At 71.1% G+C, this 25,191-nt stretch carries 26 protein-coding genes; 11 read left to right on the top strand and 15 right to left on the bottom strand.

Translation table 11 applies throughout. From position 1 onward, the window contains the following. Positions 1-27 precede the first annotated feature (27 nt). Positions 28-1,161: a zinc-dependent metalloprotease gene (locus AB0M27_RS20705; RefSeq protein ID WP_365723309.1), complete on the bottom strand. Its 1,134-nt coding sequence runs from the start codon at positions 1,159-1,161 to the stop codon at positions 28-30. A 151-nt stretch (positions 1,162-1,312) separates the two neighbouring features. Further along, positions 1,313-2,899, bottom strand: coding sequence for a D-alanyl-D-alanine carboxypeptidase/D-alanyl-D-alanine-endopeptidase (gene dacB, locus AB0M27_RS20700; RefSeq protein ID WP_365723373.1), 1,587 nt, complete (start codon positions 2,897-2,899; stop codon positions 1,313-1,315). Between the two features lie 124 nt (positions 2,900-3,023). On the opposite strand from dacB, the gene AB0M27_RS20695 reads away from it, so the two are divergent. Together AB0M27_RS20695 and AB0M27_RS20690 are read left to right on the top strand one after the other, a co-directional pair. Then, positions 3,024-3,515, top strand: coding sequence for an inorganic diphosphatase (locus AB0M27_RS20695; protein ID WP_031115900.1), 492 nt, complete (start codon positions 3,024-3,026; stop codon positions 3,513-3,515). A 130-nt stretch (positions 3,516-3,645) separates the two neighbouring features. Further along, a complete protein-coding gene (locus AB0M27_RS20690) occupies positions 3,646-5,301 on the top strand; it encodes a threonine/serine exporter family protein (protein ID WP_365723308.1) in 1,656 nt (551 codons plus the stop codon). Between the two features lie 21 nt (positions 5,302-5,322). Here AB0M27_RS20690 and AB0M27_RS20685 read toward each other — a convergent pair whose 3' ends face one another. After that, positions 5,323-6,237 carry a VTT domain-containing protein gene (locus AB0M27_RS20685; RefSeq protein ID WP_365723307.1) on the bottom strand — a complete coding sequence of 305 codons (915 nt, stop codon included), beginning with the start codon at positions 6,235-6,237 and terminating at the stop codon, positions 5,323-5,325. A 148-nt stretch (positions 6,238-6,385) separates the two neighbouring features. Between AB0M27_RS20685 and AB0M27_RS20680 the strand changes: the two genes are divergently transcribed. Beyond that, entirely contained in the window at positions 6,386-6,751 is a 366-nt protein-coding gene (locus tag AB0M27_RS20680; RefSeq protein WP_365723306.1) for a YbjQ family protein, read from the top strand. 16 nt (positions 6,752-6,767) lie between these two features. Here the strand turns inward: AB0M27_RS20680 and AB0M27_RS20675 are convergent, their stop codons facing one another. Further along, a complete protein-coding gene (locus AB0M27_RS20675; protein WP_365723305.1) occupies positions 6,768-7,532 on the bottom strand; it encodes a MerR family transcriptional regulator in 765 nt (254 codons plus the stop codon). 123 nt (positions 7,533-7,655) lie between these two features. Between AB0M27_RS20675 and AB0M27_RS20670 the strand changes: the two genes are divergently transcribed. Together AB0M27_RS20670 and AB0M27_RS20665 are read left to right on the top strand one after the other, a co-directional pair. Continuing rightward, positions 7,656-8,945 (top strand): ion channel protein, encoded by a 1,290-nt coding sequence (locus tag AB0M27_RS20670; RefSeq protein ID WP_365723304.1) that lies wholly within the window; start codon positions 7,656-7,658, stop codon positions 8,943-8,945. Positions 8,946-8,978: 33 nt separating this feature from the next. Next, positions 8,979-10,385 carry a glutamate decarboxylase gene (locus AB0M27_RS20665; RefSeq protein WP_365723303.1) on the top strand — a complete coding sequence of 469 codons (1,407 nt, stop codon included), beginning with the start codon at positions 8,979-8,981 and terminating at the stop codon, positions 10,383-10,385. A 5-nt stretch (positions 10,386-10,390) separates the two neighbouring features. Here AB0M27_RS20665 and AB0M27_RS20660 read toward each other — a convergent pair whose 3' ends face one another. The 6 genes from AB0M27_RS20660 to AB0M27_RS20635 form a co-directional block, all read right to left on the bottom strand. Continuing rightward, positions 10,391-11,152: an ABC transporter permease gene (locus AB0M27_RS20660; RefSeq protein WP_365723302.1), complete on the bottom strand. Its 762-nt coding sequence runs from the start codon at positions 11,150-11,152 to the stop codon at positions 10,391-10,393. Beyond that, positions 11,149-12,102 carry an ATP-binding cassette domain-containing protein gene (locus AB0M27_RS20655; protein WP_365723301.1) on the bottom strand — a complete coding sequence of 318 codons (954 nt, stop codon included), beginning with the start codon at positions 12,100-12,102 and terminating at the stop codon, positions 11,149-11,151. Before AB0M27_RS20655 ends, AB0M27_RS20660 begins: the two co-directional genes overlap by 4 nt. A 72-nt stretch (positions 12,103-12,174) precedes the next feature. Further along, positions 12,175-12,816: a PadR family transcriptional regulator gene (locus AB0M27_RS20650; protein WP_365723300.1), complete on the bottom strand. Its 642-nt coding sequence runs from the start codon at positions 12,814-12,816 to the stop codon at positions 12,175-12,177. Between the two features lie 39 nt (positions 12,817-12,855). Then, entirely contained in the window at positions 12,856-13,404 is a 549-nt protein-coding gene (locus tag AB0M27_RS20645; RefSeq protein ID WP_365723299.1) for a DinB family protein, read from the bottom strand. A 126-nt stretch (positions 13,405-13,530) separates the two neighbouring features. Further along, positions 13,531-14,991 carry an aldehyde dehydrogenase family protein gene (locus AB0M27_RS20640; protein ID WP_365723298.1) on the bottom strand — a complete coding sequence of 487 codons (1,461 nt, stop codon included), beginning with the start codon at positions 14,989-14,991 and terminating at the stop codon, positions 13,531-13,533. A gap of 91 nt (positions 14,992-15,082) precedes the next feature. Further along, entirely contained in the window at positions 15,083-15,907 is an 825-nt protein-coding gene (locus AB0M27_RS20635; RefSeq protein ID WP_365723372.1) for a helix-turn-helix transcriptional regulator, read from the bottom strand. A gap of 365 nt (positions 15,908-16,272) precedes the next feature. Here AB0M27_RS20635 and AB0M27_RS20630 point away from each other — a divergent pair, with 365 nt between their 5' ends. Beyond that, entirely contained in the window at positions 16,273-16,746 is a 474-nt protein-coding gene (locus AB0M27_RS20630) for an ATP-binding protein (RefSeq protein WP_365723297.1), read from the top strand. A gap of 112 nt (positions 16,747-16,858) precedes the next feature. Here AB0M27_RS20630 and AB0M27_RS20625 read toward each other — a convergent pair whose 3' ends face one another. The 4 genes from AB0M27_RS20625 to AB0M27_RS20610 form a co-directional block, all read right to left on the bottom strand. After that, positions 16,859-17,077 (bottom strand): DUF397 domain-containing protein, encoded by a 219-nt coding sequence (locus tag AB0M27_RS20625; protein WP_365723371.1) that lies wholly within the window; start codon positions 17,075-17,077, stop codon positions 16,859-16,861. A 194-nt stretch (positions 17,078-17,271) separates the two neighbouring features. Continuing rightward, positions 17,272-17,760 carry an SRPBCC domain-containing protein gene (locus tag AB0M27_RS20620; RefSeq protein ID WP_365723296.1) on the bottom strand — a complete coding sequence of 163 codons (489 nt, stop codon included), beginning with the start codon at positions 17,758-17,760 and terminating at the stop codon, positions 17,272-17,274. Next, positions 17,757-18,113 (bottom strand): metalloregulator ArsR/SmtB family transcription factor, encoded by a 357-nt coding sequence (locus AB0M27_RS20615; protein ID WP_365723295.1) that lies wholly within the window; start codon positions 18,111-18,113, stop codon positions 17,757-17,759. The genes AB0M27_RS20620 and AB0M27_RS20615 overlap by 4 nt, the downstream gene beginning before the upstream one ends. Before the next feature lie 7 nt (positions 18,114-18,120). Next, the gene (locus AB0M27_RS20610) at positions 18,121-18,495 is read right to left on the bottom strand and encodes a VOC family protein (protein WP_365723294.1); all 375 of its coding nucleotides are present in this window, start codon (positions 18,493-18,495) and stop codon (positions 18,121-18,123) included. A gap of 232 nt (positions 18,496-18,727) precedes the next feature. Here AB0M27_RS20610 and AB0M27_RS20605 point away from each other — a divergent pair, with 232 nt between their 5' ends. Together AB0M27_RS20605 and AB0M27_RS20600 are read left to right on the top strand one after the other, a co-directional pair. Beyond that, complete coding sequence (locus AB0M27_RS20605; protein WP_365723293.1) at positions 18,728-19,207, top strand: hypothetical protein; 480 nt, start codon at positions 18,728-18,730, stop codon at positions 19,205-19,207. A gap of 174 nt (positions 19,208-19,381) precedes the next feature. Next, positions 19,382-19,897, top strand: a complete 516-nt coding sequence (locus tag AB0M27_RS20600; protein ID WP_365723292.1) for a DUF4232 domain-containing protein — start codon at positions 19,382-19,384, stop codon at positions 19,895-19,897. Positions 19,898-20,371: 474 nt separating this feature from the next. On the opposite strand, the gene AB0M27_RS20595 is transcribed toward AB0M27_RS20600, so the two are convergent. Further along, entirely contained in the window at positions 20,372-21,481 is a 1,110-nt protein-coding gene (locus AB0M27_RS20595) for a DUF2786 domain-containing protein (protein ID WP_365723291.1), read from the bottom strand. 435 nt (positions 21,482-21,916) lie between these two features. Between AB0M27_RS20595 and AB0M27_RS20590 the strand changes: the two genes are divergently transcribed. From AB0M27_RS20590 to AB0M27_RS20580, 3 genes are all read left to right on the top strand, one after another. Beyond that, a complete protein-coding gene (locus AB0M27_RS20590) occupies positions 21,917-22,543 on the top strand; it encodes a LysE family translocator (RefSeq protein WP_365723290.1) in 627 nt (208 codons plus the stop codon). A gap of 69 nt (positions 22,544-22,612) precedes the next feature. Then, positions 22,613-23,392 carry a Clp protease N-terminal domain-containing protein gene (locus AB0M27_RS20585; protein ID WP_365723289.1) on the top strand — a complete coding sequence of 260 codons (780 nt, stop codon included), beginning with the start codon at positions 22,613-22,615 and terminating at the stop codon, positions 23,390-23,392. A 48-nt stretch (positions 23,393-23,440) separates the two neighbouring features. Then, positions 23,441-25,141, top strand: coding sequence for a bifunctional 3'-5' exonuclease/DNA polymerase (locus AB0M27_RS20580; protein ID WP_365723288.1), 1,701 nt, complete (start codon positions 23,441-23,443; stop codon positions 25,139-25,141). The last annotated feature ends 50 nt before the right edge of the window (positions 25,142-25,191 follow it).

Here is a 25,191-nt window from a genome sequence, read left to right as displayed (position 1 = left end):
ATTCGAATCACGACGTGTTCATGCCGTTCACGACTCGGCCTTGCGGTGCACCCGCGCGACCCAGTCCGCCGGTTTGGCGATCTCCGCCTTGGTGGGCAGGGTGTTGGGCGAGGTCCACACGCGGTTGAAGCCGTCGATGCCGACCTGCTCGACGACGGCCCGCACGAACCGTTCACCGTCGCGGTACTGCCTCAGTTTGGCATCCAAACCGAGCAGCTTGCGCAGGGCGAGGTCGAGCCGGGAGGCACCCTTGGCGCGGCGCTGCTGGAACTTCTCGCGGATCTCCGCCACGGTCGGTACGACGCTGGGGCCGACGCCGTCCATCACGTAGTCGGCGTGGCCCTCCAGCAGGGACATGACGGCGGTGAGGCGGGCGAGGATCTCGCGCTGTGCGGGGGTCTGCACCAGCTCCACGAAGGAGCGGCCGCCGTCCTCCTCCTCGCCCTCGGGGCGGCCTCCGGCGAGGGACTGGGCGGCTTCCCTGACTCGCTCCAGGAAGGTCATCGGGTCGACGTCGGTCTCCGCCAAGAACGACTGGATTTCGCCCTCCAGATGGTCGCGCAGCCAGGGCACGGCCGTGAACTGGGTGCGGTGGGTCTCCTCGTGCAGGCACACCCACAGGCGGAAGTCGTGCGGCTGGACGTCGAGTTCGCGCTCGACGTGGACGATGTTGGGCGCGACGAGGAGGAGGCGGCCGCCGCCGTTCTCGCCGGCGGGGAGGTCGCGGCCGGCGGGGGCGAAGGTCTCGTACTGGCCGAGGACGCGGGAGGACAGGAACGACAGCAGCATGCCGAGTTCGACGCCGGTGACCTTGCCGCCGACGGTGCCGAGAACCGCGCCGCCGGGGCTGCCGGCGCGCCGTTCCTGCATCTTCTCCAGGAGCGGCCGGAGGATCTCGCGGAAGCCGGCGACGTTGGCGCGGACCCAGCCGGGGCGGTCGACCACCAGGACGGGGGTGTCGTGGATCTCGCCGGTGGCCATACGAGTGAAGCCCCGGACGTGTTCCTCCGAGGCTTTGGCATGCCGGCGCAGCTCCGCGACGACGGCGCGCGCCTCGTCGCGGCTGACATCAGGGCCCGGCCGTACGAGCCGTGTCGCGGTTGCCACCGCGAGGTTCCAGTCGACCATCCCGGGAGATGCGGTGCCACCGAAGCCAGTCATGTCGTCAACCGTACGGGACCGCTCCCGCTTGGGGCAGGCCGTGACGGGTCAGCAGGTGGTGCGGCGGTACGGACGGCTGGGCGGGTACGGCGGCGTGGCCGGGCGGGTGTGGGTACGGCGGCGCGGACGGGCCCACGGCAGTCGGCTGGGGTCACCGACAGCCGCAGGCCGCCAGCGCCGTCGCCGCCTTGTCCAGGGCCGACTCGGCCGCCAGGGGGTCCGTCGTGCCGGAGGCCATGAACGCGAAGGCCAGGAGGTGGCCGTCGGCGTCGACGACCGTGCCGGCGAGGGTGTTCACACCGGTCAGGGTGCCGGTCTTGGCGCGTACGACGCCCGCCGCGCTGTCGGTGTAGCGGTCGGCCAGGGTGCCGGTGAAGCCGGCCACCGGCAGGCCGGTGAGGACGGGGCGCAGGCCGGGGCGGTCGGGGTCGCCGGCGGTGACCAGGAGGGCGGTGAGGAGGTCGGCGGTGAGCCGGTCGTCGCGGTTCAGGCCGCTGCCGTCGTGGAAGGAGGCACCGGACATCGGCAGGCCCAGCTTGGTCAGCCGGGCGGAGATCGCCCTGGCGCCGCCGTCGAAGCTGCCCGGTTGGCCGCTGGTGAGGGCGGTCTGGCGGGCCAGGGCCTCGGCGATGTCGTTGTCGCTGTTGGTCAGCATGCGCTCGACCACGTCCGCCAGCGGAGGCGAGGAGACCGTGGCGAGGGTCTGCGCGCGCGTGGTGGCCTTGGAGGGGCCGGGGGGCGTGGTGGTGATGCCGGCGCCCTTCAGGAAGGTCGCGAACTTGCTCGCCGCGTCCTTCGCCGGGTCGCTCACGCGGGGCGCCGGGCCGCTGCTGGAGCCGTCGGTGCGGCCCTCGTCGGCGATCAGCGCACTGACCGGCGCGAGGTTGTCGTTGACGCCGATGGGGTGCACGGCGGGGCCGGAGTACAGGGTCGTGTCGTAGGAGAGCGTGACCTTGTGGATGCCGCGCTTGTCGAGGGCCTTCGCGGCGTTCGCCGCCAGCTCCCGCAGGTCGGCCCAGCCTCCCCCACTCTCGGCTTCGCTCGAGTGGGAGGTGCCCCCAGCCTTCTTGCGGGCGGTGAGGGTGGGGTCGCCGCCGCCGACCAGGACGAGTTCGCCGGTGTCCGGTTCGAGGGCGGCGCGGGTGGTGAAGCGGTGGTCGGGGCCCAGGGCGGACAGGGCGGCGACGGCGGTGGCGATCTTGGTGGTGGAGGCGGGGGTGAGGGCCGTGCCGGCGTCGGCGGCGTACAGGCGCTTACCGGTGGCCACGTCGACGACGGTGGCCGCGCGGGTGCCGCCCAGCGCGGAGGCGTCCAGGAGGGGCCCCAGGATGCCTGAGAGGGGCTTTCCGCCCGGCGCGGCCTTCTTGGTGCCGACGGCGCTCGTCGCGCCGTCCAGGCCCATCAGGACGGGTCCGGCGCTCGGGGCGGGCCGGGGCGCCCCCACGCCCGCAGCGGACCGGCCGTGATCTGTGCCACCTGTCCGGTCCAGGGCGGCGGCCCGGTCTCGCTCGGCCGTACGCTGACCGTTGGCGTCCCAGGGGCCGGCCGCGGTCACCACACCGGCGGCCAGCGCCAGGCCGACGGTGGCGGCGCCCGCGGTGTACTGCCAGGTCTTCACGGCGCGCAGCCGCGGCAGGGGCCGGGACCGCAGGACCCGCGTCAACCGCGCGACCCGCGGCTTGGCGGCCACCCCGGCTTGCGCCAGACGCGGTCGTACGGCGTTCGCGATCCGCTCCATCTGCGGCCTCGCGGCCCGCCAAGGCCCCAGCTCTGGCACGACCACCAGCCCCTTTCGCGATCACACACCTGCGTGAGGGACACTTAATCACCAGAACTATGTGCTGATCATGGAGGAGCCACCGGTGGAGTTCGACGTCACGATCGAGATCCCGAAGGGTTCGCGCAACAAGTACGAGGTGGACCACGAGACCGGTCGGATCCGCCTGGACCGTCGTCTCTTCACCTCGACCGCCTACCCGACCGACTACGGCTTCGTCGAGAACACCCTCGGCGAGGACGGCGACCCGCTGGACGCGCTGGTCATCCTGGACGAGCCGACCTTCCCGGGCTGCCTGATCAAGTGCCGCGCGATCGGCATGTTCCGGATGACCGACGAGGCGGGCGGCGACGACAAGCTGCTGTGCGTTCCGGCCACCGACCCGCGCGTGGAGCACCTGCGCGACATCCACCACGTGTCGGAGTTCGACCGCCTGGAGATCCAGCACTTCTTCGAGGTGTACAAGGACCTGGAGCCCGGCAAGTCCGTCGAGGGCGCCAACTGGGTGGGCCGCACGGACGCCGAGGCGGAGATCGAGCGTTCCTACAAGCGCTTCAAGGAGCAGGGCGGTCACTGAACCCGCTGTTCTCGCGGACGGGCCGTACGCGTGCGTGCGGCCCGTCCGCGTCCACGCGCGCGTACTGCCCGTCGGGTACGTGTGCGCATACTGAGGCGTACGGAAGGTGTCGTTCAGGGAGCGGTACGAGGTGACGGAGGCGGAGGACCGCAAGCCCCGGTCCGACGAGGCGCGGTACGACCCGGAGATCACGTCCGAGTTCGCCATTCCGGCGGGTCTCGACGTGCCGAAGACGGCCGGTGAGCCGGAGACGACCTCCGAGTTCGCCCTGCCGAAGGGCCTGGAGACGCCGCATGCGCCGGCTGCCGAGCCGGAGGGGTCGGCGTTCAGCCCGCCGAGCGCCTACAGCCCGCAGGACTCCCTGACGGCGTTCACCCCGGCCACCGGGGTGCCGCTGGTCAGCCTGGTCAAGGACGCGCCCTGGCAGGACCGGATGCGCACGATGCTGCGCATGCCGGTGGCCGAGCGACCGGCGCCCGAGCCGGTGCAGCGGGTGGAGGAGGAGGGCCCGGCCGTCCCGCGCGTGCTGGACCTGACCCTGCGTATCGGCGAGCTGCTGCTGGCGGGCGGCGAGGGCGCGGAGGACGTGGAGGCCGCGATGTTCGCGGTGTGCCGCTCCTACGGCCTGGACCGCTGCGAGCCGAACGTCACCTTCACGCTGCTGTCGATCTCGCACCAGCCGTCGCTGGTGGAGGACCCGGTGACCGCCTCGCGGACGGTACGGCGGCGAGGCACCGACTACACCCGGCTCGCGGCCGTGTTCCGGCTGGTGGACGACCTGACCGACCCGGAGACCCATGTCTCCCTGGAGGAGGCCTACCGCCGGCTGGCGGAGATCCGCCGCAACCGGCACCCCTACCCCGGCTGGGCGCTGACCCTGGCCAGCGGTCTGCTGGCGGGGGCGGCCTCCGTGCTGGTCGGCGGTGACCTGATCGTGTTCGTCGCGGCCGCGCTGGGCGCCATGCTCGGCGACCGGCTGGCCTGGCTGTGCGCGGGGCGCGGGCTGCCGGAGTTCTACCAGTTCACGGTCGCCGCGATGCCGCCCGCCGCGGTCGGGGTGGCGTTCGCGCTGGCGCACGTCGACGTGAAGGCGTCCGCCGTCGTCACCGGTGGACTGTTCGCGCTGCTGCCCGGGCGGGCGCTGGTGGCGGGCGTCCAGGACGGTCTGACCGGCTTCTACATCACCGCGTCGGCCCGTCTGCTGGAGGTCCTGTACTTCTTCGTCGGCATCGTCGCCGGCGTGCTGGTCGTCCTGTACTTCGGCGTGAAGGTCGGCGGCAAGCTCAACCCGGACGCGGCGCTCGTCATCAACGAACGGCCGCTGATCCAGATCGCGGCCTCCATGCTGCTGTCGCTGACCTTCGCGGTGCTGCTCCAGCAGGAGCGGTCGACCGTGCTGTGGGTGACCCTCAACGGGGGCGTGGCCTGGACGGTGTACGGCGCGATGCACTACGTCGCCGACATCTCGCCGGTGGCGTCGACCGCCGTGGCCGCGGGGCTGGTCGGTCTGTTCGGGCAGCTGCTGTCGCGGTACCGGTTCGCCTCGGCGCTGCCGTATACGACGGCGGCGATCGGACCGCTGCTGCCCGGCTCCGCCACGTATTTCGGGCTGCTGAACATGGCCCAGAACGAGGTGGACAAGGGGCTGGTGTCGCTGGCCAACGCCGCGTCGCTGGCCATGGCCATCGCCATCGGGGTCAATCTGGGCTCGGAGATCTTCCGGCTGTTCCTGCGGGTCGGCTCCGTCGGCAAGCGCCGAGCCGCCAAGCGGACTCGGGGTTTCTAGTTCCCCGCGCCCCTCGGTCGGCTACTGCCGGCGGTAGTCGTTCGGGTACTGGTGCTGGTGCTGGTCGTACTGCTGATGCTGGTCGTACTGCTGCTGCGGGTACTGCTGCTGGTCGTAGCCCTGGTTCCAGTACTGCTCCTGCTGGTCCCAGTCCTGCTGCTGGGGCTGCTGGTACGGCTGCTGCTCGTACTGGTCGCCGTAGTGCTGCCCGTACGGCTGGTCCGGCTCGATGCGGCGCAGCTGGGTGGTCGCGGTGTCCATCGCCGGGGGCTGCTGGTGCTGGGGCTGAGGTGCCGGGGCTGACTGCGCGGCCTTCTTCTGCTTGCCGCGGGCTCGGAGGAACTCGATCGCGATCGGGACCACGGAGACGAGGACGATCAGGATGAGGATCGCCTCGATGTTGTTCTTGACGAAGTCAATGTTGCCGAGCCAGGAGCCGAGCAGGGTGACGCCCGCGCCCCACAGGGTGCCGCCGATGACGTTGAAGAGCAGGAACGAGCGGTACTTCATGCCGCTGACGCCGGCGATGATCGGCGTGAACGTGCGCACGATCGGCACGAAGCGGGCCAGGACCAGGGACTTCGGGCCGTACTTCTCGAAGAACTCGTGCGCCTTGGTGACGTTCTCCTGCTTGAACAGGCGGGAGTCCGGGCGGTTGAACAGGGACGGGCCGACCTTCTTGCCGAACATGTAGCCCGCCTGGTCGCCGAGGATCGCGGCGAAGCAGATCAGGCCGATCGCGCCCCACAGGGGGAAGTCCAGCTGGTGCGAGGTGATCAGCAGGCCGCAGGTGAACAGCAGCGAGTCACCCGGCAGGAAGAAGCCGATGAGCAGGCCGGACTCCGCGAAGACGACGAGCAGCAGGCCCCAGATGCTGTAGGTGTCGAGCAGATAGTTGGGATCGAGCCAGCTCGGGCCGAGGGCGAGTGTCATCACGGGTCCGGGCTCCTGAGGGGTGAAGGCGGCTACGGCGACTGGTCTTCCGGGAAGGGCCGCACAAAGCTATCAACGTGATGTGACCGCCCCAGGTTCCACCGGTGTCTCCAGGATGCACCGTGCGATGACTGGGAGAAAGCTGTGACTCATGGGACTCGATGACTACGGCGGCGGCCAGGGGCCCCAGCCGGACGTGCTGGTCGTGACGTCGAACGACGTGCCCGGATACCAGGTGCAGCAGGTGATCGGCGAGGTCTTCGGACTCACCGTGCGGTCGCGGCACATCGGCAGCCAGATCGGCGCCGGGCTGAAGTCGATGATCGGCGGCGAGCTGAAGGGGCTCACCAAGACGCTCGTGCAGACCCGCAACCAGGCCATGGAGCGCCTGGTGGAGCAGGCACGCGCGCGTGGCGCCAACGCGGTGCTGGCTTTCCGGTTCGACGTGACCGAGGCCGCGGACGTGGGCACCGAGGTGTGCGCCTACGGCACGGCGGTCGTCCTGGCCCGGGAGTGAGCCCCGGGCCAGGACGTCAGGACGCGGTGTGCCGGTCGGCGTTGGCGAGGATCGCGTCGCGCAGGTGTTCCGCGAGCCCGTGACGCATGGAGTCGTAGAACGCCTTGAAGCGCTCGTCGGAGACGTACATCTCCGCGAAGCACCGGTGCATCTCGTACGGGACCTCGAAGTAGTACCTGCTGATGTGCTGCCGGTGCTCCTCGGCCAGGTCCATGGCCGCCTCGCCGGTGGGCTGCTCGCCGGCGGCCACCAGGTCGGCGTACCGCCGGCCCCAGTCGTCGACCTCGGCCTGGATGCGCTTCCAGTCCTCCTTGCTGTACGAGGCGGCCCGGCGCTGCGACTCCGCGTACGCCTCCGTGTGGCCCCAGCGCTGCTCCGCCTCCTCGGCGTACTGCTCGGGGTCCTTGTCCCCGAACACCTCGAACCGCTCCTGCGGCGTCAGGTTGATGCCCATCTTGCGTGCCTCCATGGCGTGCTCCACGGCCGCGGCCATCCTCTGGAGCTTCTCGATCCGGACCGTCAGCAGTTCGTGCTGGCGGCGCAGGTGTGCGCGCGGGTCCACGTCCGGGTCGTCGAGCAGGACCGCGACCTCCTCGAGCGGGAAGCCGAGCTCCCGGTAGAACAGGATCTGCTGGAGCCGGTCGAGGTCGGCGTCGGTGTAGCGCCGGTGGCCGGCGTGGGTGCGCTCGCCGGGCACCAGCAGGCCGATCTCGTCGTAGTGGTGCAGGGTGCGCACCGTGACCCCGGCGAACCCCGCGACCTGTCCCACGGAGTAGCTCACTTTTCCGCTCCTTCGGTCGGTACGCCCTCCACGCTGAGGCCTGACGTCACGTGAGGTGCAAGCCGCTTTCCGTTCGCGCCCTTTCAGGGTGTTGTGCGGATTTTGTCCGCTTATGGTGAGCCCGTGGCCCAGGAAACCGACGCGCCGCAGGCGCCCCCGACCGCCCCTACGGCGCCGGCGCGGGCCCTGCTGCCGTTCATCCTGCCCGCCCTGGCCGTCGGCGTGGTCGCGAGCCTGGTCTACGTCGGGGTGAGCACGGCGGCGGAGCAGCTCCAGCACGTGCTGTGGGGGCCGCTGCCGGACGCGCTCGGGGTGGGCCGCTACTCGGTGCTGTGGATGTTCGTGATGCTGACCGCCACGGGTCTCGCGGTCGGTCTTGTGGTGTGGAAGGTGCCCGGGCACGCCGGGCCCGACCCGGCCACCCTCGGCCTGAACGCCCCGGCGATGCCGCCGGTCGTACTGCCGGGACTGGTGCTGGCGACCGGGATGATGCTGGCCGGCGGCCCGAGCCTCGGTCCGGAGAACCCGATCATCGCCGTGAACGTGGGCCTCGCGGTCTGGCTCGGCGCGCGCCTGGTGCCCCGGGCGCCGGGCACTCTGTGGCCGGTGCTGGCGGAGTCGGCGACGATCGGCGCGCTGTTCGGCACGCCGGTGGCGGCGGCGCTGGTCATCTCCGAGGCGCTGGCCGGGCGCCCGATGCGCGGCCGGCTGTGGGACAACCTGTTCGCACCGCTGACCGCCGGCGCGTGCGGGGCCGTGACGACCACCCTGTTGTTCCGTCCGACCTTCGACCTGGGGCTGCCTCCCATGGGCCACCCGGACGCGAAGGACGTCCTGGCGGCGCTCGTGATCGCCCCGGCGTCCGCGCTGCTCGGCATGTGCGCGGTGTACGCCTTCCCGCTCGTCCACTCGGCCTTCCGGCGACTGCGGCACCCGATGCTGATGCTTCCGGCCGGCGGGGTCGTGCTGGGTGCTCTGGGGGCCCTGGGCGGCCATCTGACGCTCTTCAAGGGGCTGGCGGAGGTCGCGGAGCTGGCCCGGCACCCGAACGACTGGTCGGCGGGGCAGTTCGCCGGGATGGCGGTGGTGAAGCTCGCCGCGCTGCTCGTCGCCGCGTCCTGCGGTTTCCGTGGCGGCCGTATCTTCCCGGCCGTCTTCGTCGGCACGGCCCTGGGTCTGTCCGCCCACGCGCTGGTTCCGGCCGTGCATCCGGGGCTGGGCGTGGCCACGGGCGTCCTGGGGATACTCCTCGCGATCACCCGGCAGGGCTGGGTGAGCCTGTTCACCGCCGCCGTCCTGGTCGCCTCGCCTGCCATCATCGCCGTGCTGTGCATCGCGTCGCTGCCGGCCTGGCTGCTGGTGACGGGGCGCCCGCAGATGCAGTTGGGCGAGGACGGCACCCCGATCCGCTGAAAACCCTTACCCGCTATCCCTGGAGGCACGTTCATGGCCCTGCACAAAGGTCCCGAGAAACACGAAGAGCGGACGATTTCCGTCAACCCGTTCTACGGGGAGGCCAATCCGGTCGGCGGCATGACGGAGGCCCCGCCCACTCACCGGCTCCCGGACGCACCGTTGGCCCCGTCCACTGCGTACCAGCTGGTGCACGACGAGCTGATGCTGGACGGCAACTCCCGGCTGAACCTCGCCACGTTCGTCACCACCTGGATGGAGCGGCAGGCCGGGGTGCTGATGGCGGAGTGCCGGGACAAGAACATGATCGACAAGGACGAGTACCCGCGCACGGCCGAACTGGAGCGGCGTTGTGTGGCGATGCTCGCCGACCTGTGGAACGCGCCCGACCCTGCGACCGCGGTGGGCTGTTCGACGACCGGGTCGAGCGAGGCGTGCATGCTGGCCGGGATGGCCCTGAAGCGTCGGTGGGCCGAGCGCAATGCCGACCGGTACCCGGGCGCCCGCCCCAACCTGGTCATGGGCATCAACGTCCAGGTGTGCTGGGAGAAGTTCTGCAACTTCTGGGAGGTGGAGGCCCGGCTGGTGCCCATGGAGGGCGACCGCTTCCATCTCGATCCGCAGGCGGCGGCCGAGCTGTGCGACGAGAACACCATCGGGGTCGTCGGCATCCTCGGCTCTACCTTCGACGGCTCCTACGAGCCGGTCGCGGAGCTGTGCGCCGCCCTGGACGCCCTCCAGGAGCGCACCGGGCTGAACGTCCCGGTGCACGTGGACGGGGCGTCCGGCGGCATGGTGGCGCCCTTCCTGGACCCGGACCTCGTGTGGGACTTCCGGCTGCCGCGCGTGGCCTCGATCAACACCTCGGGGCACAAGTACGGACTGGTGTATCCGGGCGTCGGCTGGGCACTGTGGCGGGACAAGGAGGCGCTGCCCGAGGAGCTGGTCTTCCGGGTCAACTACCTGGGCGGCGACATGCCGACCTTCGCGCTCAACTTCTCCCGGCCCGGTGCCCAGGTGGTCGCGCAGTACTACACGTTCCTGCGGCTCGGCCGCGAGGGATACCGCGCGGTGCAGCAGTCGACGCGGGACGTGGCGATCTCGCTCGCCGGGCGGATCGAGGAGCTGGGCGACTTCCGGCTGCTGACTCGGGGCGACCAGCTGCCGGTCTTCGCCTTCACCACCGCCCCGGAGGTGACGTCGTACGACGTATTCGACGTCTCCCGGCGGCTGCGCGAGAGCGGCTGGCTGGTGCCCGCGTACACCTTCCCGGCGAACCGGGAGGACCTCTCCGTGCTGCGGGTCGTGTGCCGCAACGGCTTCTCCCACGACCTGGCCGACCTGTTCCTGGCCGACCTGACCCGCCTGCTGCCCGAACTGCGCCGGCAGCCGCATCCCCTGACCCACGACAAGGCGGCGGCCACCGGCTTCCATCACTAGGGCTACTACCGCCCGAGACGCGCGAACTTCCGTACCGCCAGCGGGAAGAAGACCGCCAGCAGGGCGAGGGGCCACAGGACGGCCGGCCGGACGTGGCCCGGTTCGCCGCCGGGGCCGCCCACCAGGTCGCGTACGGCCGCCGCCGTCTGGGACACGGGGTTCCACTGGACGGCCGTACCGAGCCAGCGCGGCATGGAGTCGCGGGCGGCGATGGCGTTGGAGAGGAAGCCGACCGGCCAGACGAGGATCTGCACGGCCTGGACCATCTCCGGACGGCCCGCCACCAGGGCGAGATGGATGCCGATCCACAGCATGGCGAAACGGAACAGCAGGAGCAGGCCGGCGGCGGCCGGAAGAGCCCCGGGCCCGCCGTGCGTCCGCCAGCCGAGCGCGTACGCCACCGCCGCCGTCAGCACCAGGGCGGCCGCCGACTGGAGCATGTCGGCGGCCGAACGGCCCACCAGGACCGCCCCGTCCGCCATGGGCAGCGAGCGGAAGCGGTCGATGACGCCCCTCGTGAGGTCCTGGGTGACGGCGAGCATGGTGCCCTCCAGGCCGAAGGCCATGGTGAGTGCGAGCATGCCGGGCACCAGGTAGTCCACGTAGTCGCCGGACACACCCCGTCCGCCGCCGATCAGATAGCCGAACATCAGCAGCAGCATCACCGGGAAGACCAGCGCGACCAGTGCCTGCCCCGGCTGCCGGGCCCAGTGGGCGAGTTCGCGCCTGGTCATGGTCCAGGAGTCCCTGAGCGCGTACGCGGTCATGCGGCCGCCTTTGCCGTACGCCGGTCCGGTCCCGTGAGGTGCAGGAAGACCTCGTCCAGGGTGGGCCGGCGCAGGGCGATGTCCTCCACCTCGATGCCGGCCCCCTCCAGCCCCCGTACGACCTCCGAGAGCGCGGCCATGCGGTCGGTGACCGGGACGCTGAGCAGCCGGCGATCGGCGTCCACCCGGGCCCCGGACAGGGCCGGCAGGGCGACGGCGGCGCCCAGTCGGGCGGTGTCGCGCACGACGATGTCGACGCGGTCGCCGCCGGTGAGGGTCTTCAGCTCGTCGGGGGTGCCGCCGGCGACGACCCGGCCGTGGTCCACGAAGGCGATGCGGTCGGCGAGCTGATCGGCCTCCTCCAGGTACTGGGTGGTCAGCAGGACCGTCGTACCGCCGCCGACCAGGGACCGTACGGCGGACCAGACCTCGGCGCGGCCGCGCGGGTCGAGGCCGGTCGTGGGCTCGTCCAGGAACAGCACCTCGGGGTCGGTGATCAGGGAGGCGGCGAGGTCGAGGCGGCGGCGCATACCGCCGCTGCAGCGGGCGACCGGGGTGCGGCCGGTCCCGGTGAGGTCGAAGCGCTCCAGGAGCTCGGCGGCGCGCACACGCGCGTGGCGGGCGCCGAGGTGGTGCAGCCGGGCGAACATCTCCAGGTTCTGCCGGCCGGCCAGTTGCTCGTCCAGGGCCGCGTACTGGCCGAGCAGTCCGATACGGCGGCGGACGGCACGGGGCTCGGCCGTCACGTCGTGGCCGGCGACCTCGATGCGGCCGCCGTCGGGCCTGAGCAGGGTGGACAGGATCCGGACCAGGGTGGTCTTGCCCGCGCCGTTCGGGCCGAGCACCGCGTGCACGGTGCCGCGGGCGACGTGCAGGTCGAGTCCGTTCAGGGCGTGTTGGGTGCCGTAGGTCTTGCGTGCGTCCTCGACGGTGATCACTGTGTCGGCCATGCCACTCCCTTGCTAGTCAAGTTTGACTATCTCTCCGAAGGTAACGCCGGCCACAGCATTGGTCAAACTTGACTAGCGGTCGTCCTCCGGGTGCCGCTCCCCCGTCGCGTACGGGTTCTCCTCGTCCTCGGCGAGCACGCCGACGAACGGATCACCCTCGTCGGCGAACGTGTAGGCGCCGTTCTCCAGGCGCTCGACGAGGCCATGGGTCCACTCGGCCTCGGAGTCGGCCGTGTGGACCCACATGTTCATGATCTCGCCGATGTGGCCGAGCTGTTCCGGCCCCTCCTCGGGGACGTAGTGCTCGGTGACCGAGGAGCGCCAGGCCTCGATGCGGCGCGTGCGCTCCTTCAGTAGCGCCACCGCCTCGGCCCTCGGCAGGTCGACCATGAAGCCGATGGCCGCGGTCTTCACGTCGCCGCGCTGGTCGTAGGTGACCAGCGCGTCGCGCAGCAGGGTGAAGTACTCCTCGGTGCCCTTCCCGGTCAGCTCGTACTCGGTGCGCGGCGGGCCGCCGGCCGTGGACGGCGCGATCTCGTGCGCGTGCAGCAGCCCCTGCTTGGCCATCTGCTTCAGGGCGTGGTAGATCGAGCCCGGCTTGGCGTTGGACCACTCGTGCGCGCCCCAGTACTCCAGGTCGTTGCGCACCTGGTAGCCATGGGCCCGCCCGTGCTGGCGGACCGCGCCCAGCACGAGAAGACGGATCGCTGACATGCGGTCCAGGTTATTGCCGTACGGCCGCCCACCCCGCGGTCACCCCCAGGAGCCGCCCTGTTCCTGGGCCACCAGCGCGAAGGCCGTTTTACCGTCCAGGGACTCGCGGATGATGTCGGCGTGGCCGGCGTGCCGGGCCGTCTCGCGGATCAGGTGCAGACATACCCAGCGAAGCGAGACCCGGCCCTCCGGCGGGAACCAGGGGTCCGGCGGCAGCGGGAAGGTGTCCTCCAGGCTGGGCGCGGAACGGATGAACTTCTCCGTCTCGGCGGCCACCTGCTCCCAGTACGCCAGCTGCGAGGCGACCGTCTCGTCGCCGACCAGCTGGAAGCTCTCGTGCCAGTTCGACTCGTCGCGCGTGACGGCCGGCGGCTCCTGCTTGGCCCGTGCGATCCAGATCTGCTCGACCTCGGCGACATGCTTGAGCAGGCCGCCGAGCGACAGCTCGCTGGCGCTGGGGCGGGAGCGGGCCTGCTCCTCGGTCAGTCCGAGCAGGGCCCGGCGGATCCCGCCGCGCTGCTCCTCGATGAACGCGAGCAGCGCCCCGCGCTCGTCGCCCTGCGCCTCCGCCGGTACGTGCTTGACCATGGCCGGCCGCCTTTCCTCACCGTCGCCGGGGCCGTCCGCCCCCTGACACCGATGACGCTACGGGCCATTGCGGTCAGCCACTGTCCGCAATGGCCCGGCGGCCCGGAAAGGCGGTCTAGAAGTGGTCTAGAAGGGGAACCCGCTGCGGCCGTGCTGGACCGAGATCCACTTGACGGTCGTGAAGGACTCCAGCGTCGTCTCGCCGTTGAGGCGGCCGATGCCCGAGTGCTTCTCGCCGCCGAACGGCACGATCGGCTCGTCGTGGACCGTGCCGTCGTTCACATGGAACATGCCGGTGTCGACCTGCTTGGCGAAGGCGACACCCCGCTCGATGTCACCCGTGTGGACGGCGCCACTGAGGCCGTACGGGGTGTCGTTGACGATGCGGAGCGCCTCCTCCTCGCCGTCGAACGGGACGAGGAAGACGACCGGGCCGAACACCTCCTGCTGGAGCAGCGCGGAGTCGGCGGGGACGTCGGTGAGCACGCTGGGCTCGACCAGGTTGCCGGACGTGCCGCCCCGGACCAGGGCGGTGGCGCCCTCGGCGATCGCCTGCTCGACGGTGCCGGAGATCGCGTTCGCCTGCTGGGAGTTGATCACCGGGCCGATGACGGTCTGCGGGTCACGCGGGTCGCCGACCTTCAGGGTCCTGACCTTGGCGACGAACTTCTCGGTGAACTCCTCGGCGACGGACGTGTCCACGAGGACCCGGTTGGCGGCCATGCAGACCTGGCCCTGGTGCACGAACCGGCTGAAGACCGCCGCGTCCACCGCGTAGTCGAGGTCGGCGTCGTCAAGGACCACCAGCGCGCTGTTGCCCCCCAGCTCGAGCACCGAGCGTTTGAAGTTCGCGGCGCAGACGGTCGCCACGTGCCGGCCGACCTTGTCGGAACCGGTGAAGGAGATGACCTTCGGCACCGGGTGCTCGATGAACGCGTCACCTATCTCGGCGATGTCGGTGACGACGACGTTGAGCAGGCCGCCGGGCAGCCCGGCCTCCTCGAAGAGCTTCGCGATCAGGGTGCCGCCGGCGATCGGGGTGTTCTGGTGCGGCTTGAGGACCACCGCGTTGCCGAGCGCGAGGGCCGGGGCGACCGACTTGATCGACAGCAGGAAGGGGAAGTTGAAGGGGCTGATCACGCCCACGACACCGACCGGCACCCGGTAGACGCGGTTCTCCTTGCCGTCGGCCGGGGAGGGCAGGATCTTGCCCTCGGGGCGCAGCGCCAGGTGGATCGACTCGCGCAGGAACTCCTTGGCGAGGTGCAGCTCGAAACCGGCCTTCACGCGCGTGCCGCCCAGTTCCGCGATGATCAGGTCGGCTATCTCCTGCTCACGGTCCTCTATGAGCCGCAGCACCCGCTCGAAGACCGCGCGGCGGGCGTAGGCGTTGGTCTCGGCCCACTTCTTCTGGGCGCGCGCGGCGGCCCGGTAGGCCTGGTCCACCTCGTCCACCGTCGCCACCGTGATCGAGGCCAGCTTCTCGTCGTCGTAGGGATTGAAGTCGATGACGTCCCAGGAGCCGGTGCCGGGACGCCATTCTCCGTCGATGTACTGCTGGGCCAGGTCGCTGAAGTAGGACGACATGTGATCCCTCAATCACTAGCGGAGCCAGATCCTGGTCACGGACTGATCGCACGTCATCGTACTTGTGTTTCAGGCGAGTTGAAGGAGGTCCTCAGGACAGTTGAAGCAGGCCGCGCAGAAGATCCCGGCTCTCGTCGGGGCCCGGGCCGTCCTGCTGGAGCTCCTTCAGGGCCTGCTCGTACTGGGCGACGTCCTCACGCTTGTCGAGGTACAGGGCGCTGGTCAGCTGCTCCACGTAGACGACGTCGGACAGATCGGTGTCGGGGAAGCTGAGGATGGTGAAGGCACCGCTCTCGCCGGAGTGGCCGCCGAAACTGAACGGCATGACCTGCAGTCGTACGTTGGGCCGCTCGGAGATGTCGATCAGGTGCTGGAGCTGACCGCGCATCACGGCGCGGTCGCCGTAGGGGCGGCGCAGGGCGGACTCGTCGAGGACGATGTGGAACTCGGGGGCGTGGTCCGCGAGCAGATGCTTCTGCCGCTCCAGGCGCAGCGCGACCCGGCGCTCGACGTCGGCCGGGCTCGCGCCCCTCATGCCGCGCCGGACCACCGCGCGGGCGTAGTCCTCGGTCTGCAGCAGGCCGTGGACGAACTGCACCTCGTAGACGCGGATGAGGGACGCGGCGCCCTCCAGGCCCACATAGGTGGGGAACCAGCTGGGCAGGACGTCGGTGTAACTGTGCCACCAGCCGGCCACGTTGGCCTCCCGGGCGAGGGAGAGCAGCGACTCGCGCTCCGCCTCGTCCGTGATGCCGTACAGCGTCAGCAGGTCTTCCACGTCCCTGGTCTTGAAGCTCACCCGGCCCAGCTCCATACGGCTGATCTTCGACTCGGAGGCACGGATGGAGTACCCCGCCGCCTCGCGCGTGATCCCCCGCGCCTCACGCAGCCGCCTGAGTTGCGAGCCGAGCAGCATCCGCCGCACCACCGATCCGGGCTCTCCCGCGCTCACGTTCGCCAGCCTCCCCAACCGTCTTCAGGGCCCGCAGTCTGCCACTAAAACACTTCGAGCAGTACTCGTCCGGTTACGGAAACGGAAAGAGGCGGGCCGTTTCCGCCTGCGTGTGTCGGGAAGAGGTCCGGACCTCTGGTGACAACCGCCGAGAAGATGGCGGAAAAAATGACCAAGAAGCGGTACGGGCAGTCCCATTTCGGTCGCGTGCACGTGCATCTGCCCTTGCATCTGCTCTGCGCATCCGAAACCATGGTTCCGCGCCACCGCTGCATCGCAACGACCGCGAATTCCCGGGAGTGCCTCGCATGGGGACGAATGGATCGACCATGCTCAAGCCGTTACGGCAGGGCCTTCCGCCGCTGGATCCCGCGGCCGTGTCCGATGCCGCCTCCTGCGCCCTGCCCGCCCGCTACGAAGCGGTGCGCGAGGCCCGGCGCTTCACCCGCGGCACCCTCGACCAGTGGGACGTCGGCGATCGCTTCGACGACATATGCCTCGTCGTCTCCGAACTCGTCACCAACGCCTTGCGCCATGGCCTGCCGTCCGATGTGGCATGTCCCGAACACGCCTCCTCCGTACGGCTGCACCTGATGCGCTGGACCGAGCGGCTGGTGTGCGCGGTGCGCGACCCGAGCCACGAGACGCCGGTGCCGCGCGACTCGGACGACTTCTCCGCCGAGTCCGGGCGCGGGCTGTTCCTGGTCGACTCCTTCGCCGACAGCTGGGGCTGGCACCCGCTCGCGGGCACGCTCCACGGCAAGGTGGTCTGGGCGCTGTTCCGGCTCCAGTCGGCCGGCTGACGCGATACGACACCGACGGATGCGCGGTTTCTACGCGCGTCACCCCCGCTCTTCCGGTGCGTCCGACATCGTTGCCAAGGGTCCCACGGGGGCAGCGCCCATCGCTCGGGCGTCAGCTCACTATCAGGTGGTCGAACTCGCCGTCCTTGACGCCGAGGAGCATGGCCTCGATCTCCGCGCGCGTGTAGACGAGCGCGGGGCCGTCCGGGAAACGCGAGTTGCGCACGGCGACCTCGCCGCCCGGCAACCGCGCGAACTCCACGCAGGAACCCTGCGAGTTGCTGTGCCTGCTCTTCTGCCAGGCCACTCCGACCAGCTGCGCGGCAACCATGCCGTTGTACACGTCATCCCCCCCGTACACGCCGTCAACGTCGCGGTCCACAGGTCGCTCCCTGGTGTACTGGCTGGTGTGGCCATAGATGCCATGGTCAACTGACCCGGATCATAACCGCGTTCACGTGCAGATGCATGCGCAAATGCACGTGCACACGGGGTGTTCTCGCGGTTACAGCTTTGACGTTCGCTTTACCCACCCGGGAGACGCCTGCGACAGCCAAGCTGCTCCAGCGTCTGCCCCAGAGCAGGCAGGACATGCCCCCGCCAACCCCCGCCCATGATCTTCCGTGCCATCAGCTGAGCCGGATCGTCCGGATCGAAACCTTCGTGCACCAAGAAGAGACGCGTACCGCGCCCTTCCTGTTCCAGGGTCCAGGTGATGGTCCAGTCCGCGGGGTTGGCCGGATCGGCGTCGGCCCAGCGGACGGACAGCATCCGCTCGATGTCGTAGGCCAGCACCCGTACGTCCACGACCCCGGAGAAACGGGCATTGGGACGCGGTACGGAGGTCATCCGGTACCGGTGGCCGACCTCCAGCCGGAAGTCCTCGGCACCGGGCATCTGCCACTGAGCCAGCAGCGCGGGGTCGGTCAGGGCGCGCCAGACCTTGGCGGGCGGATGCGGGAAGAACTGGTCGACCCGGATGGTGGTCAGGTCGTCATCGGGTTGGGCGTTCATGGCTGGTCATAGTCGGGCAGACGGTCGAGCAGGTCGCCGAGGCCCTTCATCTGATCGCGCCAGAACCGCTCGTACGGGTGGAGCCAGTCCTGCACCTCGGCGAGGGGGGCGGCCTCGAGGCGGTAGATGCGCCGGCGCCCGGAGCGCTGCTCGGAGACGAGACCGGACTCCCGGAGCACCTTGAGGTGTTCCGAGAGGCTCGGGCGGCGCATGTCGAAGTGGTCGGCCAGGGCCTGGACGGGCTGCGGCCCGCGCTCGCGCAGCAGCCGCAGCACTTCGCGGCGGGTGGCGTTGGCGAGCGCGGCGAAGACGCGGTCCTCGGCGGCGGTACCCGTCCCGGTCCCGGTGCTCATGGTGCGGTCAGAAGCCTTCCTTCTCCGTCAGCAGCATCAGACCGTTGCCGTCGGGGTCCGTGAAGGAGGCCATGCGCCCCCACGGGTACTCCTCCGGGCCCTGCACCTCGGTGCCCGCCTCGGCAAGCCGCGCGCAGTCGGCGTCGACATCGGTCGTCACCAACATGATCCCCCGTGCCGAGCCGGGCTCGAAATCGCCCATGCCCGGCCCGGAGAGCGTGAAGACGGTCTGCGCCCCCTTCGGCGCGACCTGCAGCCAGCGCCCGGGCGCCATCTGGAGATCGGCGGTGACCTCGAAGCCGAGAACGTCCCGGTAGAAGCGCAGGGCTCGGTCCTGGTCGGCGACGGGGAGGGTGACGAAGGAGGCGTGAGTGATGTTCATGAGTACGACAATAGGTAGGCGATTCCCTACCGGTCAAGCGTAGGTAATCGCCTACCTATGGGCCGCGAGCAGGTTCACAACTGATTCCTGCCCGGCGTCCGGCGGTCCTCATGGTGACTGCTGGTAGCTTGCTGCGGGCCGTCCGGCCGAGGACGGCCGGCCGCTACAGCTTGGGAGCTTTCCGGTGACGTCTGCGACTGGTGCGAGTGCTTCGGGTGCCGCGAGGGCGAGGGTGCGGACCGCGACCGTGGCCGCGGGCCTGGTGGGCGCGCTCGCCGCGCTGACCGCGTGCAGTGGGGGCGGGGGTGACGGCGACAAGACCGCCGCCTCCGCGACGCCGAGCGCCACCACCGCGTCGGCGTCCCCCTCGGGCTCCGGAGCGGTGTCCGGGGCCGCCGGCAAGCTCCAGGGCAGCTGGATCACCACGAGCGGCGGCAAGATCGTGGCCCTGGTGATCACCGGTAAGAAGGCCGGGCTCTTCGTGACCGGCCGGAAGGCCTGGTGCCAGGGAGCCGCGGGCGAGGAGTCCGGGATGCAGATGATCCATCTGACCTGCCCCGACGGCAACAAGGACCGGGTCACCGGCATGGTCGACGCGGTGGACGCCAAGGCCATGACCGTGAGTTGGTCGGGCAAGACCGGCAAGGAGACGTACACGAAGGCGGAGGGCGGCAAGCTGCCTTCGGCGCTGCCGACCAAGTTGAAGCAGTGAGTTGACTCGGAGCGTTGAAGCGGCGCGTTGCCGGCGCCGGGTTGAGGCAGTGACAGTGGTGAGTCCGGTGCGGAGCGCCACCTGAAGTGGTGATTCCGCCGGGGTGAGCGAACAGAGCCGGAGCGCAGGCGCCATGATGCAGGGGCACCGTCACGACCTCGATGGGACCTGCTCATGCGCGCCATTCCGCTCACCGTCACGGCCCTCGCCGCCGCCCTGCTGCTCACCGCCTGCGACGGCGGGGGGAGCAAGAGCGCAGGCAAGAACGGCTCGGCCTGCGAGATCGGCGGGGTCTCCGTGCAGATCGGGTCCGCGAGCGTGGCGCCGAAGGCCGGGGACACGGGTGAGATCCCGGTCAGCATCACCAACCAGAGCAAGGCCTGCACCCTGGACAACTTCGCGGGCGTCGTCCTGAGCGCCGGCAACACCGAGGCCAAGGTGTCGGCCCTCAAGGGCGCCAAGGCCCAGAAGCTGAAGCTCGCCAAGGGTGACTCGGCGTCGTTCACCATCAGCTACGTGCGGGGCAAGGCGGGCGACAAGGCCGCGCTGGACGCCAAGACCGTGAAGATCACCCTGCCCGGCACCACCGCCTCCCGAAGCTTCCCCTGGTCCTACGGCCCCGTCGCCACCCAGACCGCGGGCACCGGCCCGAACGCCTCCGTGACGGCCTTCCAGCAGGTCGGCGACTGAGCGCCAGGGCGGGCTGGGAGACGCGGGGTCACTGAGCGCCGGGGCGGGCTGGAGGGCGCGAGTTCACTGCGGGTTGGGCGGGGTGACGCCGGCTTGGGGCGGGCTGGCTCCAGCCTGGGGCGCGCTGACACCGGCTTCCAGCGGGCTGGCTCCAGGAGCGGGGGCGGGCTCGCCCCGGCTTCGGGTGGGCTGGCTCCAGGAGCGGGGGCGGGCTCGCCCCGGCTTCGGGTGGGCTCACTCCGGCCTGTGGTGGGCTGACACCGGCTTCCAGCGGGATGGCTCCAGCATGGGGCGCGCTGACACCGGCTTCCGACGGGCTGGCTCCAGGAGCGGGGGCGGGCTCGCCCCGGCTTCGGGTGGGCTCACTCCGGCCTGTGGTGGGCTGACGTCGGATTGGGGCGGGCCGGCTCCGAACCGGAGCGCTCTCACCCCAACTTCGGGCGATGCAAAGCGGGTCACCCAGCCCTGGGTGGTTCACTCCAGCCCGCGGCGTGCCCTGACCTGGGCGTGGTCTGCCGCTCGTGCGCCCTCCGTCCAGCCGGCCGCGTCGGTCACCCCGCGCAGCCGGCTGGTGGTGGTCTCGGGGAACATGCGCTGCAGGCGGTCGGTGACGGCTATCTCCCTGGTGGCGAGGACCGGCAGCAGGTCCTGGCTGACCTGGGTCTCGGCGGCGGCCGCGAGCCGGTCGCCGACCCGGTGGGCGTAGGCGGCCAGGAACGACTGCCGGAAGGTCTTGGTCCGCTTCCGCCCGCCGGCTCTCTGCGCGGCTTCCGCCTTGGTCATCGCGTGCGTGGCCTGCACCAGCAGCGAGGTGTAGAGCAGCTCGACCGCCTCCAGGTCCGCCTCGAAACCGACGACCGTGGAGAAGCCGAGCGGCTCGTTCCACACCGCGCGGCAGTTGTTCGCGCCGGCCACGGCGTCGAGCAGGACCGCCTTGGCCTGTTCGTACGGCGGCTCGACCCCGATCCGGCACGCGCCGGGCGCGTCCGGCGCGGGCGCGTCGGCGGCGAGCAGCGCCTCGTCGACGCTGTGCCGCGCCATCAGCTCCTGCGCCTTGGCGCTGAGCGCCTCCGCCTCCTCCGGATACCCGGTCGCCTCGGCCTTGGCGAGCAGCGCGCGGATCCGGGCGAGCATGCGGGAGGCGGCCGGGCCGGAGGCGCGCCGGGGCTCCTCCTCCAGGGGCTCCAGGGCGGGCAGGCACAGCAGCAGGCGGTACAGCTCCAGCGTGGTCGTGGCCTGCGAGAAGCGGTCGGCCTCGCGGGCGGGACCCTCGGGCAGCTCCGCCAGCTGGGCGGTCCAGCGGCGCCCGCGCGGGCGGTCCCGCCCGGCCTGGGTGCGGATCAGGGCGGCGGCCAGGCGCACATGCGCATCCTCCAGTTCGCGCCGCACCAGCCGTACGACATCGGCGGGCTGCCAGCCGCGCTGCCAGGCCGTCGCCACGAACTCCTCGCCCCGCCGCGCGAGTTCGGCGTCCGCGGCGGGGTCGGCGGCGAGCAGGGAGGCACCCGTGTCGAGGCCGGTGTCGGTGTCGTCGTACAGGGCGCTCCGGAAGGCCCTCTCGACCGTGCTGGCAGTGCTGGTCACACCGTCGATCGTGCCATGCCCCACCGACAGCGGGCCGAACTTTGTCCACAGGCTGTGGATGAAGGGAGGCTGGGGCCGATCGAGGCCGCCAGGTGTGCTGGGGCACGGGGGCGCAGAGGTGCGGGATGCAGTGGTCGAGACCGATGCAGTGGTCGAGACCAAGGTAGTTGCCGATGACGGAGGGGGCTGGAGGACGACCTCCGGGCGGCCGGAGCGGTCAGGCCCGGATCGGCGGTGCGGCGGGCTCCAGGTGCGGGTGGGTCGCCCGGCGCACCTGTCCCCCGAACGGGCACGGCGGCTGGGCGGGACATTGACGGGTTCCACGGGAGGGTCCCGGACGTCAACGCCGCCGCCCCGCGGACCACTTGGCCGACGGATCGTCTCAGTCCCTGGAATTCCGCCACGCGCGCGTGGGAGCGCACGAAGCATGGCGGCATGGTGGACACGTCTCTCTACGCGGCGTTCCTGATCGCCGCTTTCGCACTCTGCGTCACTCCCGGACCCGACATGATGTTCATCGTGGCGGTGGGCGGCCGGAGCGGCCCCCTGACGGGGGTGTCGGCCGCCGTCGGAGTCGCCTGCGCCATGCTCGTGCACACGGTCGCCGCGGCGCTCGGCCTGTCGGCGCTGTTCCTGACCCTGCCGACGCTCTACGAGGTGCTGCACTGGGCGGGCGCGGCCTACCTGCTGTTCCTCGCGGTCAAGGCGTTCCGGGGCGACGGCGGCCCGGTCGAGACCGAGGCGGCGCCGGGGAACGGGCGCCGTCGGGCGTTCTGGCGGGGCGCCGTCACCAATCTCCTCAACCCGAAGGTGATCCTCTTCAACGTCTCCTTCCTGCCGCAGTTCGTGAACCCCGGCCTGGGGCACGTCCGCGAGCAGTTCCTCGTCCTGGGCTTCACGATCACGGCGATGGGCGTGGTGGTGGACGGCTCGGTCGGACTGCTCTCCGGGAAGCTCGCCTTGCTCCTTCGGCGCAGTCGACGGCTCGCCCGGGGCCAGGACTACTTCAGCGGAACGGTGTTCGCCGGCCTGGCGGTGCGTCTGGCGGTCGCGCCGAAGTGACCGGCGAGCACGCCGAAGCACTGTCAACTACCGGTTGACACTCCGTTGGGTGCAACCTACGGTTGACACATGGCGACCAACCCGAACATCACGGCATCCGTACGCCTCGACGACCTCATCGAGGCCATCAAGAAGGCCCACAACGAGCCCCTCGAACAGCTCCAGGACGCGGTGATCGCCGCCGACCACCTCGGTGACGTGGCCGACCATCTGATCGGGCACTTCGTCGACCAGGCACGACGCTCGGGCGCGTCCTGGACCGAGATCGGCCGGAGCATGGGCGTCACCCGGCAGGCGGCGCAGAAGCGGTTCGTACCGAAGGAGTCCACCGACCTCGACCTCAGCCAGGGCTTCAGCCGCTACACCACGCGCGCGCGGAACGTGGTCATGGCCGCGCACAACGAGTCGGTGACCGCCCGCAACCCCGAGGGTCGCCCCGAGCACCTGGTCCTCGGACTGCTGGCCGAGCCCGAGGGCATCGCCGCGAAGGCGATCACCGCGCAGGGCGTCCTGCTGGACGCCGTACGGCAGGCCGCGACCGCCGCGCTCCCGCCCGCCGCGGAGGAGGTTCCGGACCTCATCCCCTACGGCCCCGACGCCAAGAAGGTCCTGGAGCTCACCTTCCGCGAGGCGCTCCGGCTCGGCCACAACTACATCGGCACCGAGCACATCCTGCTGGCGCTCCTGGAGCACGAGAACGGCCGCGGCGTCCTCAGCGGCCTCGGCATCACCAAGCCCGCGACCGAGGAGTACGTCGCCAAGGTGCTGTCGCTGCTGCTGGAGCAGACGAAGGCGGCGGCCACGGCGGCCGAGGCCGCGACGGACGACTCGACCGGCACAAAGGACTGAAACCGCAGGTCAGGCCGATTGTCAGACCCGGCTGCCACACTCGCAGTCATGACCGACCGGTGGGCGCTCGCACCGGCCGAGGACGGAGGCGTGGACGTCGCCCCCCTCGGCCCGGACGGCCTGCCCGCCGGGCCGGTGCGGCGGGAGAGCGATCTCGCCGGGGCGGTGCGGAGCCGCCCGGAGGTGACGCGCTGGGTGTGGCGATCCACCCCCGAGGTCTACCCGCGTCTGCTCGCCACGGGGGTGCGAGTGGAGCGGTGCTACGACATCGAGGACGCCGAGACACTCCTGCTGGGCCACGAGGGCCGGTACGGCGATCCGCGCTCGGCCGCCGCCGCCCTGGCCCGCCTCCGGGGCGGCCCCGTACCGCCCGACCCGCCCCAGCGCTCGGCCGAACCGGGCGCCCAGTCCCCGCTGTTCGAGCCCACCGGCACCCGCCTGCCCCTGACCGGCCTCCTCGCGGTCTACGCCGAGCAGCTACGGCGGCACGAGCGGACCGCCCACCCCGACCGGATGCGGCTGCTGACCGCCGCCGAATCGGCGGGCATGCTGGTGGCCGCCGAGATGAACCACGCGGGCCTGCCGTGGAGCGCCGAGGTCCACCGCCGCCTGCTGCACGACCTGCTGGGCGAGCGGTACGCGGGCGGCGGCGAGCCGCGCCGCCTCGCCGAGCTGGCCGACGAGGTCTCGGCCGCCTTCGGCCGCCGCGTCCGCCCCGACCTGCCCGCCGACGTGATCAAGGCCTTCGCCCAGGCCGGGATCAAGGTGAAGTCCACCCGCCGCTGGGAGATCCGGTCCGTCGACCACCCGGCCGTCGAACCCCTGCTGGAGTACAAGAAGCTGTACCGCATCTGGGTGGCACACGGCTGGTCCTGGCTGCAGGACTGGGTGCGCGACGGCCGCTTCCGCCCCGAGTTCCTCGCCGGCGGCACGGTCACCGGCCGCTGGGTGACCAACGGCGGAGGCGGACTGCAGATCCCCAAGGTGATCCGCCGGGCCGTGGTCGCCGACCCCGGCTGGCGGCTGGTCGTGGCCGACGCCGACCAGATGGAGCCGCGCGTGCTCGCCGCCATCTCCCGTGACCCCGGACTGATGGAGGTCGCCGGCCGTGCGAGCGACCTCTACCAGTCCGTGTCCGACCACGCCTTCTCCGGCGACCGCGACCAGGCCAAGATCGCCGTCCTGGGCGCGATCTACGGCCAGACCTCGGGCGACGGCCTGAAGAACCTGGCCGCGCTGCGCCGCCGCTTCCCGAAGGCCGTCGCCTACGTCGACGAGGCGGCCCGCGCGGGCGAGGAGGGCCGGCTGGTGCGCACCTGGCTGGGCCGGACCTGCCCGCCGGCCGCCGGATCCGGCGAGGACGCGGCAGGGGAGGCGGGCATCCCCGTCGCCGAGGACGACACGGAGACACAGCCCGACGGCCAGGCGCCCTGGGTCCCCGGCTACGCCTCCACCAACTCCCGGGCGCGGGGCCGCTTCGCGCGGAACTTCGTCGTCCAGGGCAGCGCCGCCGACTGGGCCCTGCTGATGCTCGCCGGGCTCCGCCGGGCCTGCGCGGGCCTCAAGGCGGAGCTGGTGTTCTTCCAGCACGACGAGGTGATCGTGCACTGCCCCGCCGACGAGGCCGACACGGTCGTCCAGGCCATCCACGCCTCCGCCGACCTCGCCGGCCGCCTGACCTTCGGCGAGACACCGGTGCGGTTCCCGTTCACGACAGCGGTGGTCGAGTGCTATGCCGACGCCAAGTGAGCGCTGCGCCGGAGGCATCCGCCCAAGGGGCATGGGGAAGTCGCGGCCGG

Origin of the sequence: Streptomyces sp. NPDC052107 (assembly GCF_040680215.1) — a bacterium.
Lineage (GTDB): Bacteria > Actinomycetota > Actinomycetes > Streptomycetales > Streptomycetaceae > Streptomyces.
Note: the sequence above shows the minus strand (reverse complement) of the source record. Positions and strands in the feature narration are given on the sequence as shown.